The organism is Flavobacterium tyrosinilyticum (genome assembly GCF_023656565.1).
Taxonomy (GTDB): domain Bacteria; phylum Bacteroidota; class Bacteroidia; order Flavobacteriales; family Flavobacteriaceae; genus Flavobacterium; species Flavobacterium tyrosinilyticum.
In genome coordinates, this window is sequence record NZ_JAMOKG010000004.1 from 267,855 (window position 1) to 280,281 (window position 12,427).

The following is a 12,427-nucleotide window of genomic DNA, read 5'->3' on the forward strand; positions in this document are numbered from 1 at the left end:
TATAACATATTTATTCTGCAAAAGTAAGTAAAGATTCTAACCATATCATATACTCTTCTAAAATTGATTTTTCACTAAAATTTTTATTCACAAAAGAATTCAAATGCTCTCCCAACAATTTTCTGGTATCTTTCTCTTCTATTAATTTCTGAACTGAATTTACAAACTGGCTTAGATTATTTGAGTCAATAATCAAACCTTGTTTAACCGAAGGAATAACCTTTGAAATTTCACCAACATTTGTTGCTACTACAGGCAAATTAGCAAATCCATATTCTAAAATAGCTAAAGGCAAACCCTCTGAAAAAGAAGTTAAAACTGCAATTTCGCACTGTTGCAACAAATCTTTAATATTATTTACTGCCCCATAAAAAAATACTGTTTCAGAAAGCTCCTGGTCTTGTACCTTTTCTAATAGATGAGCACTATAGGTATCATTAAAATCTTTACCAACCAAGTGAAAAGTCCATTCTGGAAATCTTCGATGAATTTCTATTGCCCCATTAATAAGTAAGTCATGGTTCTTTTGAGGACGTAAATTTGCTACGCAAATTATTCTTTGACCATCTTTCCCTTTCAATCGGAAACTTTTTAAAGAAATAGCTGGTTCAACTATAAAATTAGGTAAGTAGATAATATTTTGGCAATTCAAATAGGTTCGAGCCCATTCTTTTAGAGCATCATTTACAGAAATAATCCCTAAAAAGAGAAAAGATGAAAATTTTAATATTATATTTTTTCTTAATGTAAGATTCTGTGAAACTCCATAATGATCATGCCAGACTACTTTAAGCTTTGGCATTGTCAATTTCACTAAAATGGCAGTAAAAAAAGAAGAACTATGTGTATGAATCAGTTCGACATTATTTTTCTTGATATAATTTCTTAACCTAAAAATTGCATTTAAATCTAGAGCAGATTTTTTTTCCAAAAATGAATAAACAACTTTTTGATTTAAATAATCTAAAAGCAAACCTTCATGTCTTGTTGCAATTAATCCTGAAAATTCAATTTTGTCAGCAAGAGAATTTGCATAGTTTACAGCCATACGTTCTGCACCACCAACCTCTAAGGAATCAATAATCTGTACAATTCTCATTTTATCAGCAATTTTGCAATTTCTTTCTCAAATACTTCTGTTGTAAAATTGCGTGACCATTCCATTGCTAATTGGCTTTTCTTTAAAAAAATATTTTCACTTATCATTAAATCCTCTATCTGTTCTGCATCTTTGATTAAATTCATTTCAAGCAGAATACCTCTTTGACCCAAATCAAGCATATAAGGCACACATGAAACTTTGGTGGCTATTGGAATACATCCCCAAAACATTCCTTCTGCTATGGCTTTTGGCCAGCCTTCACTTTTTGACGGCAAAATTACAAAATGACTTTTTTGATACGCTTTTTTTAAAGTTCCCTTATCTTGATTTCCTTTTAAAAAAATATATTGCTCTAAATTATTCTCCCTTATGTAATTTTCAAGAGAATTTCTTTCCTCACCATCTCCATATAATTCTAATTTAACATTATGGCCAATTTTTATTAATTTTTCAATCAATTTTACAGCATATAAAGGTCTTTTTCCTATCATCAAACTTCCTACAAAAAGAAATCTATAACATGAATCAACCTTGCTTTTGTCAATTACCAATTTTTCTGAATTAGAATAGGTAGCCGTAAAAAAGGGTTTAATATTTTTAGATTGATTATTCCAATCACCATAAACTAAAACTGTCATGTTTTTGGTCAAGAAAGTATTTTTCAACAAATACTTCTGCAGGTTATATGTCCAAGGCTGCTGGCTACTTGGATCCCAATTACCCGCGTATTTAGCAGTTTTTATTTTATTCGGAAATAGAATCTGAACAAAACAAGCAACTAATCCCATATTACCGGGACATCTTAAATGGATGTGATCTGCTTTTTTCATTTCCATATAAATATACCAAAAGATAATTGGCAACTTAAAAATAGAAACTATTCTACTTTTTAATGATACAAAACTAAAATCGGGAACATTTTTTAATTTTACATTATCAAACTGATAAGATAAATCAATAGGTAAAATATTTCCATTTTTTAATGGCGCAACAATTGTTACTTCATCTACATACTTCAACCAAATATTCATTTCCCCAATATATGGTCCATAACCAAAATATTGATTCTCTTTATAAATATGATTGACATGTGTTATTATTAAAAAATTCATTCTATTCTTTCTATTAATCTTAAAACAACTTTTTAGGCATTAAATATTTGTAAAATATTTAAGCTTTTCTATGCTTATAATCTCATTTACTCTTTTAACAAATGCATTACAAAGTCTATAATGTAAAACTTTGTTTTCATTTTACCTTTTAGGTTTATTTAAAACTAAGCTAAAGCATCCAAAAATGCGGCCAACTGTTTCTGTAAAAGCTGCTTTTTTTTGAGTTCCATTAATCACATTTGTAAATCGTATCAAGATCAATAAAAACGTAATAGCATTCCATTTCAAACGATCTTTCAAAATTGGATTAGGATTTTTTGTTCTCCAAACATACCATCCATTCCTAACTACCATTTTGCCATACTTAAATTGATTGGGTCTTCCAGCAGGGTCATGATAGTGTTTTAGCTTCGCTCCTGTATTTAAATATAATTTCCCTTTTTTTGCCAATCTTAAGCAGAAATCTGCGTCTTCATATAAACCATAACCTTCAAAATAAGTTGAAAATGAAAACTCTTCAAACACCGATTTTCTAAAAGATGAAACACCCCCCATCAATTGTTCGCTTTCATAGATCTTTCCGCTTGGAGGTAAAAAGCCTATACTTCTTCCATGAGAAAAATTAGGAGAAAAACCTGGAGGAGTATTACTGTCCAAATTCATTCTTTTTCTAAGTACAAAACGGCTTCCATCTTTTCTTTTCCATCCATCATAATAAAATTCATTAATCTTAAATTTATAATTTTCAGGAATTATGTCCCATTTTACTTCATTAGAAATATAACCGCCTACACCCAAAGCTTCTGGAAATAAAAGATATGTATTTAATAAATTTTGAAAATAATCCGGTTCAAGAACAATATCATCATCCAAAAAACATACAATGGCAATTGTTTGATCTAATTTGGAAATTCCATAATTCCGTTGTTTTGTTAGTCCTCTTTCCTCTTCAGAAACTAAAAAATATTTTAGTTTTTTGAAATTGTGACTTTCTATAGCAAGTTTTGTTTTGTCATTAATTGATCCATCAATAATCAAAATTTCATCTGGATATAATATTTGCTTCTGAACTGATTTTAACAATTTCACTAATGGCCCAGGGCGCATATAGGTACAAATAATCAAAGAGAACTTCATTTTTTTCTCAAATATTCGTTACTAATTTGAATAAAATAATCTATTCGGTTTAATTTATCTAAAACGAGCTTTCGATTATTTTTTTGAATTTGTTTAATTTCTAACTCAGTTCTTGAAGAATGAAAAGTAATTAAATCTTGAATTATAGAATTTTCTGAAACTATTAAAGAGTGTTGCTCCCAATCAATTTGATCTTCTAGCGGTAATTTTACATCTGTGTCAATTAAAACTGGAATTCTTCCCATAATTAAAGCTTCATAGAAACGAACTGAGAAGTTTCCATTACCTCTTAAACAAAAAACATATAGATTATTTTGGATATTATTAAAAAACTCTAATGTAGAATCTTCTTTAGAGCCAGCATTTTTATCTCTTGCTCTATATTTATTCCTAAAAATAAAATTACTTTCAATTTTACCTTCTTTTGATATTTTCGTCAAAAACTGAAACCTCTTCCATCCCGAAGGATAAAATGGATGATAATCTTCAGGATTTTTTAGTATTGTATTAATTAAATTTCTTTGGGCAAATAATAAAAATTCTTTAGTAAGTTTTAATAAAGAGCCATTCGCATTTCCTACAAATCCGATATTTGGCTTCTCACTTTTCGACAATGCAAAAAAGTCATTTTTTAGTATTCGATTATAGGGATCTAAAATAAATGACGGCAAAATATTATCTGAAGAAGTAAGCTTTGATTTAAAACCTCCTAAACGAAAGGTTGTCACATTTGGCTTATTTACACTAAATCCGAAATCTCCTGCAGCATAGACCCAAACCTGAATTTTATATTTTGATACGTCTTCAATCCAATTATTTAGAAAATTATTTTTATCCTCTTTCACAAAAGAAACAACATCTACAGGAAAAACTGCAATATCTGCCAACGATAAGGAATCTGTAAAAGAAAAATTTTCCATCGCTTTTTCATTTGGAGCATAAACCAAATCAAAAAGCAGAGGAAAAACTCTTTTCCTATTTTCTGGAGTTAAAAATTGATGTTCTGTATATATTCTAAGCATGTTTTAGCAAAATCTTTTCAATTTATTATTCTTTTAAATTTAGTGTCTCCTATGATTGCTGCATATTTTGAAAAACTACTATGGTACATTTGGTTCATTTTTACCAAAAAAACACAATCACTATCCACTAAAAAATAAAAATCAATAAATGTTTTACAATGATAATCAATATCTGAACTGTCATTTTCTAAATGCTTTGGCACCCCACTTAAAGTCTTATATTTAGTATTTAGTCTAACATAATTTAAAAAGAATTCACTATCAGAAAACACATACACAATCTTGTCAAGATATTGTTTTACTTCATTATCAATTGCCTTTATAACTTTCTGAGCCAGATCTAATTTTTCTTTTTCATTTAAAATTGTTTTTGTCGTATCTGTAAAATCCCCCATAAGAGTGGTAAACCTAGTATGAAATGCTATTCTAGGACCAGAATGAAGAACATCTAATTTATTCTGTAAGTACTCTGATGTTTTAAACAAATTATTGTAGTTATTTCTCCAGATCTCATTTATTTCGTTTTCATTTTTGTCGGGATAAAATCCTGATAAATAATCCACATTACAGTAGACAAAAAAAGTTTTTGCTTTCGATTTTTCAAAAAAATGGAGAGGTGCTGTTTTAAAGTCATTAATTAAATAGACAATCTTAGAATTAAAAAAATTGTATTTTAATTCTTCTTCTTTTATAATCCAATCCACTAAATTTGGTTCTAAAAAACTGGTTAGTTCAAACGGATGCTTAAAAAAGATTTTAAATTCATAATCTAAAATTTTAGAAATTTCATATAAAGAAATTATTCCTTTTAATCGATCTACTAATCCTCCATGTGGTACATTGCCATCAAAACAGACAATAATTCTTCTTTTTGGTTGTACACTAGAAAAATCATTTTTTTTAGAATAAAATTTTAGTAGAATAAAATGCTTATAAAGACGTGCAATTTGTTTTCTAATTAACTTCATATAATTTTAACTCTCTCTTTTTTTTTAATTCTAAACTATTGCATTCTTATAATTTTCTACTCCAATTTACGCTGGTATTCCATCCTTGTTTAAATGAAGAATGAAATTTAGTCCAATTAAGAACAGATTCTTTTCTAATTGATTTCATAAACAATTTTAATTTGTATCCTTCAATTTGTTTTGAATTCAAATATTTCTGTTTCACATACATAATTGTTGGTGATGGCTTTGGCTGATATTTTTCATCTGCCCATGCAAACTTAGGCTTAATTCTAAACCCTCCAAATGGAACTTTTAGATGTAAAATAGATGGATTTGGAAAGTATACTACATCAAAACCTTCTTGTCGCAGTTGCATCCCGAAATCAAAATCTTCTCCATAACCAAACTCTAATTCCATTGAGAATGAAACATTTTTTAAACAGCTTGTTTTCACAAAACTATTCCCAGAACCAAAAATGCTAGTTTGGTGGATATTTTTATAAACTAACTTTTCATGTTTTTGTAAATAAGATGTTGTGGCAACATAGATGCCGAACTGCTCTATTTTATCAAAAATATTACTTATTAAATTTTCATCAAACCTGTTATCGTCATCATTTAAAAACACCCATTCGCTAGAAACATGGCTAAGAGCAACATTTCTGGCATTACAAGCTCCTGTTTGATGAGTGAAAATATGTTTAATTTCAAATGGCCATTGTTTGTCTGTCAAATAATCTAATTCACTAATACTTTCTGCTAAAGGGTTTTGTTCTACAATGATTACTTTTTTAGGTAAGTGAGTCTGTTCAACCAAATCTTGTAAGACATCATACAAACAAGCTTTACGTCCAATTGTCGGAATAATAACATCGATAGTTCTGGATTCAATAACTTTCAATTTTGACTGAATCATTATATTAGAAAATTGAACATCTGTTTTATTTTGCTTTTTAAATCGTAAGCAACCTAATAATGCCAATATAGGAAAACGTTTTTCAAAAATTAAGAAATTCAAAAATAATATGAAGATCCAACGAGTACGATAATGCTGTTGTGTAAATTTAAATAGGTTAGAAACATTTGCCTTCACAACTGGAACCGAAATTCCTTTATCTATTACGAATCTTGGATCGGAATAACAAAATAATCCTTTTACGGATCCTATTTTTGCTAAACTATGTAAAAAATAATCAAAATTATTTGTGAGTTTAATGTTATTTTCAAATTGCAAAAGTGCTTTTGAACTCATTCCTCCTAAAGCGCTACTAGTTGACCATGTTGGATAAATAACGTTCTTTTTGGTATTAAAAAAAATAGATTCGTCAATATAACCAATGCTATCACACAAATATTTCTCTGAAGAATTATTGAAAGAAGCCATGATTCGGTCATGATGAAAAATTAAATCTAAAGCATCCCAATTTATATTAGACTCAATTGTAATATGACCCCAGATTAATCTATCTGTCGAAAATTTTTTTGCTAATATCATTAAAGTTGAGGCGACATTTAAGGAAGCATCAAACGAAATCACTTCTTGGTTCCTACAAACTTTTACAACTTTGTTATTTTGATGATAAACAACTACCATTAGATTTTATGATTGATTATTTTTTGATAAAATTCGAGGTTTTCTTTTACCAAAGTATTTATATCAAATTTAGCTTCTACCCTAATTCTTGCTTTTTTTCCCATTTCCAAACAAAGTGAATCATTTTGCAACAACTGGATTATTCTATCAGAATATAAATTATGGTTTTCAGGATGAACTAAAAAACCACTTATTTCATCTATTATAAGTTCTTGTGACCAACCAATATCACTGTTTACAATTGCTTTTTGCATAGCCATCGATTCGATGGTAACCATTCCAAATGTTTCTGCAAAAGTTGGAAAGACGCAGACATTAGCTTTTTTTATATAATTGTTTACTTCCTTATAAGGAATTTTACCAAGATATGTTACGTTTTTTAAATCGTCTTCAGTTAATTGATTTTTCATCAATTGCCACGTTGAAGTCGAATTTGTTTTTATATCAAAAGAATCTGCGCCAATTAAAACTAATTTTGCTTCAGGAATATGATTACGGACTTTCTTGAAAATTTCTGGCAACTCTAAAACACCTTTTTTTCTAATTAAAGTACCAATGTAGAGTATTGTATTTTTTTCAATTTTTTCTGGTTCTTTGTTTTCAAACTCTTTAAGATCGACACCATTATAAATAGTCTCTATTTTTTTTCCTATTATCTTAAAAAGCCTTTTTGAAACTTCTCCAGCAAATGTTGTTGGTGCTATAAATGCTTGCGCTCTCTTTATTGCCAATTTTTCAAACCAGAAATTTTTAATTTTTTGTTTTCTATTCTCTAAATGGCAAAAATAGGCATCACTTCCATGAAAACGAATTACTATCGGTACGTCCAAATTCATAAAAGCTACAATTCCAGTCCAATCAGGAGCTTCAATCAAGTCAATTTTTTCTTTTTCAATAACTGAATTAATATAATTTTGCATATGTTTTCGATGGAAAAACCATCCTAAAAGTTTATATTTTTTATTCTTAATTAAATGAATCACAATTCCATCCTCCTTTAAAACTTCTTGCCTTTTCTGACCATAAACAAAAACAGTAACTTTAATATTTTCATTTTTTAATGCTATAGTTAGATTTTTTACACTAGTTCCTATTCCTGCTGCATGGGCAACTTCAGGATGAGGAAATTCAGGAGTTAAAAAAGCTATATGCATATCGATCTATTTAATTTACAAAACAGTAAAACTACTTATAATTCTCTGTCTTAAGAATTATATTTTTTGCCAGATTTTGAAATGGAATTTCTATAACCCGATAAGTGAGGGTAGAAATAAAAACGGAGACAATTAATATTAATGCAAATCGAATGAAAAAATTAATAATCGAATTATCATAAAAATCTAATAAATGAAATTTTGCTAACCAAGCAATAACTATAAAATGAATTATGTACATACTGAAACTTATTCTTCCAATATATCTGATGTAGGGTTTTGAGATAAAATTTAATTTTCCTCTACTTAAAAGAAAACAAAAAGCCATAAAAAAAATACTTACAATAATATGACCTAAATAAAGAAAATCAACATTTGATCCTACTTGTAATAGAAGTAAAATGAAGAAAAAACCTAAGTTTTTGTACGTGATAAGTTTTAAATTCGCTTTATCCTCAACTAGAAAATATAAAATTATACCTAAGAGAAAAATTGGTAATTGACATGGAAAATAATAAAAGAGAAATTCTCTCCACAAATTAGAGGCTGGGATAAAAATAGCATGCTGAAAAAACTCCTGCAAAATAAGTTTAATCAATAAAGAGAAATTTAAAAATAAAAATGCTGTATTGATATTTTGTATTCGTTTAAACAAAAAAGGAAATAAACAGTAAAAAAACATTTCTACTGTAATCGACCATCCTCCTGGCACTAAACCATTAATCCAATATGGACTTAGTCCGTGACAGAAAAAAAAATTAGAGATAATACACGCAATCGTAATATGAGGCTGATTTCCAAACCAAAATGGTAAATTAAAAACAATTCTGAATAAATAATATGCAATACCCAAATAATAGATTGGTGCAATTCTAAAAAACCGTCGTATAAAAAAGTTTTTTAAAGGATTTCTCTCAGCAGAGCTTCTGTGCATATACGAACGAAATAAAGTAAAAGAACTCGCTATAAAAAAAAGCTGAACCCCTCTTGCTCCCAGACTAAATAAAACAGATAAAACATGGGGAAGCTTAACACCGCCCGGTTGAGCTGAATGAGTAATCAGCACCATTAAAATAGCTATTCCTCTAATAGCATCAATGTAATCTAACTTTTGTAATTTAACTACATTCATCTATAAAAAAAAATCTTTTAAAATTCTTGCTGTGAAAATTTTTGCTCCTTCGTCTGTCAAATGTGAACATGATGAGAAATACTTATCTTCAGTTACAACATTTTCGTAATTGTATATCTCTGGATATATTTTTTTAACTTGTTTAAAATATTCTAACCCTTTAGTATTTTCACACATAGGAGTCATTATTGCTATAAGATTTATGTTGTTTTTTTTACACAGAGTTTTAATCTCTTCATAATACTTATTTCGTCTAGGTTTGCTATTTGAAAGATCCGATTTTAGTTCGTGATTTGAATGGAACAATCCTAAATATCCCCCATCATTGAGGTCATTTCCTTTTTTGTCCAAAGCATTGCTCAACATTTCTCTAAAGCCTAATTTAGTTTCATATCGCATAAAACGATAAAATGGAAAAAAGTAAAATATATTATAATCAGGCGAATTTTTAAATTGGTTTCTTATAATTTCTGAATCCCAAAAATACGGCATAAATTTTAAGGCATTTGCTTCAGAATAATCTAACTCTGAACTTAAGCTTAAATCTACTTCAAGAATCACATTTTTAATTTTATTTTTTTTTGCCACTAAAAGTTTTAAAATCAAATCTGATTCGAATAATTTCGCCCCTTCCATTCCATAGTTAAAGGCTTTTAATCCTTTATGAGAAAACATTGGAGTTACCAAATGATAATACGCTCTTGATGATCCTAATATAACAACATCAATTGTTTTTGGTTCTGAATTATAGACATATCCTATTTTGCCTCTTTTAGCTGAATGTAAATAAGCTTTAGTGTAAATTATGTCTAAAACAACAGCTATTAAGAATAGTATTATAATAATTTTAAATAGAAAGAATAAAAATTTTCTCATTTCGAAAATTCGCCCATTTTAAGGAATATTAATGTTAGTAAAAAAATCTTTTAAAATTCTTGCTGTAAAAATTTTTGCTCCTTCGTCTGTCATGTGACCACAAGAAGAAAAATATTTATTATCCGTAACAACATTTTCATAATTATGAATTTCTGGATATGCTTTTTTAACTTTATCAAAATAATTCATCCCAGCAACGTTTTCACACATTGGCGTCATAACAGCAATAAAATTGATATTGTTCTTTTTACAGGCACTTTTAATTTCTTCGTAGTATTTATTGTATGGCAATGGATTTAAATTAACAATATTGTTTTTCATATTGCCATTCTTATGTTTTTCTAAAGGATAATATCCTAAGTTATCTAATGCATTGGTTTTTTCTTTTGAAACTATTTTATAAATTTCTCGAAAACCAATTTTAGAATCAAATTTCACATATCTGTAAAAAGGAATATAATACAATTCATTAAAATTTTCTTCGGTCGAAAAATGATTTTTTATGGTTTCTGACCAATGAATATAAGGTAAAAACTTTGTCGCTACTCCTTCAGATTCTTGATCGTTAGAAAGATTCAAATCTGCTTCTAGAATTACATTTCTAATTTCGTACTTTCTTTCGATCATTAATTTCAATATTAATGAAGCTTCAAACAAATGTCCGCCGCTCATTCCGTAGTTAAATGTTTTAAAACCTTTTTCTTCAAACATCTGCGATACAAAATGATTATTTGCTCTTGAAGAACCTAAAATTACTACATCGTACTTTTTTGCTGTAGAATTAAAAACAGTTTCTACTTTTCCACGGTTTCTTGACTGCATAAAAATATAAGTATACAATCCGTCTAGGATAACTGATACCAGAACTGTTAAGAGAAAAATCCCTAGTATGTACAATAAAAACTTCTTCATTAAAACTGGAAATAAATAAATTCTTTGTAATCTGAATATGTTCCAAAAGCTATAATAGCCATAATAGCTAAAGCCATTTTTAGCATACTCCTTTTTCCAGAAATTGGTTCCACTCTGGTTTTATTATTCCATTCAACCAGAACAAACAAACCAATCATTAGTAATAATTCATAATTGTAACGTTCGTTATCTAAATACTGAGCACTAAACTCGCCATTAGTGAATATCTTTTTTAAATATAAAACGGCGTCAGTGATTGTTTTTGCTCTAAAAAACACCCAAGCCACACAAGTCAATAAAAAAGTAGTTAAAATGCTAAATAGTACTCTAACAGAATCAAAATTCCATTTTAAAGTAATAGAATCCATATTGTTTCTATTACTATTAGACAATAATAAAGGAAGGAAATAAAGAGCATTTATAAATCCCCAAACAATGTATGTCCAGTTGGCGCCATGCCAAAATCCGCTAACAATAAAGATGATAAAAGTATTTCTAATTTTCATCCAGAGACCACCTTTGCTTCCTCCTAACGGAATGTATAAATAATCTCGAAACCATGAAGAAAGCGAAATGTGCCAACGGCGCCAAAACTCGGCTATATCTCTTGAAAAATAAGGGTAATTGAAATTACGCAATAACTCAAGTCCAAATAGTTTTGACATTCCCAGTGCCATATCTGAGTATCCTGAGAAATCGCCATAAATTTGGAATGCAAAATATACTCCACCCAATATAAGTGAGAAAGAATTCATTGAAGCATAATTGTCAAAAATAGCATTTGCATAAGTTGCGCAAGTATCGGCAATGACTACTTTTTTAACTAATCCCCAAACTATCTGACAGATTCCTTCTTTTGCTTGCTGAAAATTAAAAGTTCTTTTCACCTTTACTTCTGGCAATAAATGGGTTGCCCGTTCAATTGGGCCTGCCACCAAAAGCGGAAAATAACTCACAAAAAGCGAATAATCTACAAAATTATATTCGGCTTTAATTCTTTTAAAGTAAATATCAATAACATACGATAAGCCATGAAACGTATAAAAAGAAATTCCAACCGGCAAAACGACATTTAACAAAATTGGACTTGCTTTGAAACCAACGGTTGTCAACATTTGTGCAAACGATTCTGAGAAGAAATTATAGTATTTAAAAATTCCCAGAAAGCCTAAATTGACACTGACACTTAGCCAAAACCAAAACTTTCGCCATTTCTCATTGGTACTTTTTTCAATTCTAATTCCTGTATAATAATCTAAAAAAGTGGAAAAAACCAACAGAAACAAAAAACGCCAATCCCAACAGGAATAAAAATAATAACTGGCAATAATAAGAAGCGCATTTTGTGTGTTTTTTGTTTTGTTAAAAACAAACCAATACAAAAAAAACACGAGGGGTAAAAAAACAGCAAAAGCCAGAGAATTGAAAAACATAAT

11 protein-coding genes are annotated in these 12,427 nt (G+C 28.8%); all 11 read right to left on the reverse strand.

The genetic code is table 11. The features are described 5' to 3' along the window. Positions 1 to 10: 10 nt before the first annotated feature. Complete coding sequence (locus NCC77_RS21390; protein ID WP_250837391.1) at positions 11 to 1,099, reverse strand: glycosyltransferase; 1,089 nt, start codon at positions 1,097 to 1,099, stop codon at positions 11 to 13. After that, positions 1,096 to 2,214, reverse strand: coding sequence for a glycosyltransferase (locus NCC77_RS21395; protein ID WP_250837392.1), 1,119 nt, complete (start codon positions 2,212 to 2,214; stop codon positions 1,096 to 1,098). The genes NCC77_RS21390 and NCC77_RS21395 overlap by 4 nt, the downstream gene beginning before the upstream one ends. A gap of 141 nt (positions 2,215 to 2,355) precedes the next feature. After that, positions 2,356 to 3,351 carry a glycosyltransferase family 2 protein gene (locus NCC77_RS21400; RefSeq protein ID WP_250837393.1) on the reverse strand — a complete coding sequence of 332 codons (996 nt, stop codon included), beginning with the start codon at positions 3,349 to 3,351 and terminating at the stop codon, positions 2,356 to 2,358. Next, the gene (locus NCC77_RS21405) at positions 3,348 to 4,271 is read right to left on the reverse strand and encodes an exostosin domain-containing protein (RefSeq protein ID WP_250837394.1); all 924 of its coding nucleotides are present in this window, start codon (positions 4,269 to 4,271) and stop codon (positions 3,348 to 3,350) included. Before NCC77_RS21405 ends, NCC77_RS21400 begins: the two co-directional genes overlap by 4 nt. A gap of 119 nt (positions 4,272 to 4,390) precedes the next feature. Beyond that, entirely contained in the window at positions 4,391 to 5,341 is a 951-nt protein-coding gene (locus NCC77_RS21410; RefSeq protein WP_250837395.1) for a hypothetical protein, read from the reverse strand. A 46-nt stretch (positions 5,342 to 5,387) separates the two neighbouring features. Then, positions 5,388 to 6,917, reverse strand: coding sequence for a glycosyltransferase family 2 protein (locus tag NCC77_RS21415; protein ID WP_250837396.1), 1,530 nt, complete (start codon positions 6,915 to 6,917; stop codon positions 5,388 to 5,390). Beyond that, a complete protein-coding gene (locus NCC77_RS21420) occupies positions 6,917 to 8,071 on the reverse strand; it encodes a glycosyltransferase family 4 protein (protein WP_250837397.1) in 1,155 nt (384 codons plus the stop codon). Before NCC77_RS21420 ends, NCC77_RS21415 begins: the two co-directional genes overlap by 1 nt. A 31-nt stretch (positions 8,072 to 8,102) precedes the next feature. Further along, positions 8,103 to 9,203, reverse strand: a complete 1,101-nt coding sequence (locus tag NCC77_RS21425) for an acyltransferase family protein (RefSeq protein ID WP_250837398.1) — start codon at positions 9,201 to 9,203, stop codon at positions 8,103 to 8,105. Then, a complete protein-coding gene (locus NCC77_RS21430) occupies positions 9,204 to 10,079 on the reverse strand; it encodes a PTS sugar transporter subunit IIB (RefSeq protein WP_250837399.1) in 876 nt (291 codons plus the stop codon). It lies immediately after the preceding gene. A gap of 18 nt (positions 10,080 to 10,097) precedes the next feature. Next, the gene (locus NCC77_RS21435) at positions 10,098 to 10,991 is read right to left on the reverse strand and encodes a hypothetical protein (protein WP_250837400.1); all 894 of its coding nucleotides are present in this window, start codon (positions 10,989 to 10,991) and stop codon (positions 10,098 to 10,100) included. Continuing rightward, positions 10,991 to 12,424, reverse strand: a complete 1,434-nt coding sequence (locus tag NCC77_RS21440; RefSeq protein ID WP_250837401.1) for an MBOAT family O-acyltransferase — start codon at positions 12,422 to 12,424, stop codon at positions 10,991 to 10,993. The genes NCC77_RS21435 and NCC77_RS21440 overlap by 1 nt, the downstream gene beginning before the upstream one ends. Between the last annotated feature and the right edge of the window lie 3 nt (positions 12,425 to 12,427).

Excerpts from the sequence above, each read along its gene's own strand:
- NCC77_RS21430 (WP_250837399.1), bottom strand. The coding sequence starts at position 10,079 with ATGAGAAAATTTTTATTCTTTCTATTTAAAATTATTATAATACTATTC.
- NCC77_RS21405 (WP_250837394.1), bottom strand. The coding sequence starts at position 4,271 with ATGGAAAATTTTTCTTTTACAGATTCCTTATCGTTGGCAGATATTGCA.
- NCC77_RS21440 (WP_250837401.1), bottom strand. The coding sequence starts at position 12,424 with ATGTTTTTCAATTCTCTGGCTTTTGCTGTTTTTTTACCCCTCGTGTTT.
- NCC77_RS21390 (WP_250837391.1), bottom strand. The coding sequence starts at position 1,099 with ATGAGAATTGTACAGATTATTGATTCCTTAGAGGTTGGTGGTGCAGAA.
- NCC77_RS21425 (WP_250837398.1), bottom strand. The coding sequence starts at position 9,203 with ATGAATGTAGTTAAATTACAAAAGTTAGATTACATTGATGCTATTAGA.
- NCC77_RS21395 (WP_250837392.1), bottom strand. The coding sequence starts at position 2,214 with ATGAATTTTTTAATAATAACACATGTCAATCATATTTATAAAGAGAAT.
- NCC77_RS21415 (WP_250837396.1), bottom strand. The coding sequence starts at position 6,917 with ATGGTAGTTGTTTATCATCAAAATAACAAAGTTGTAAAAGTTTGTAGG.
- NCC77_RS21400 (WP_250837393.1), bottom strand. The coding sequence starts at position 3,351 with ATGAAGTTCTCTTTGATTATTTGTACCTATATGCGCCCTGGGCCATTA.
- NCC77_RS21435 (WP_250837400.1), bottom strand. The coding sequence starts at position 10,991 with ATGAAGAAGTTTTTATTGTACATACTAGGGATTTTTCTCTTAACAGTT.
- NCC77_RS21410 (WP_250837395.1), bottom strand. The coding sequence starts at position 5,341 with ATGAAGTTAATTAGAAAACAAATTGCACGTCTTTATAAGCATTTTATT.
- NCC77_RS21420 (WP_250837397.1), bottom strand. The coding sequence starts at position 8,071 with ATGCATATAGCTTTTTTAACTCCTGAATTTCCTCATCCTGAAGTTGCC.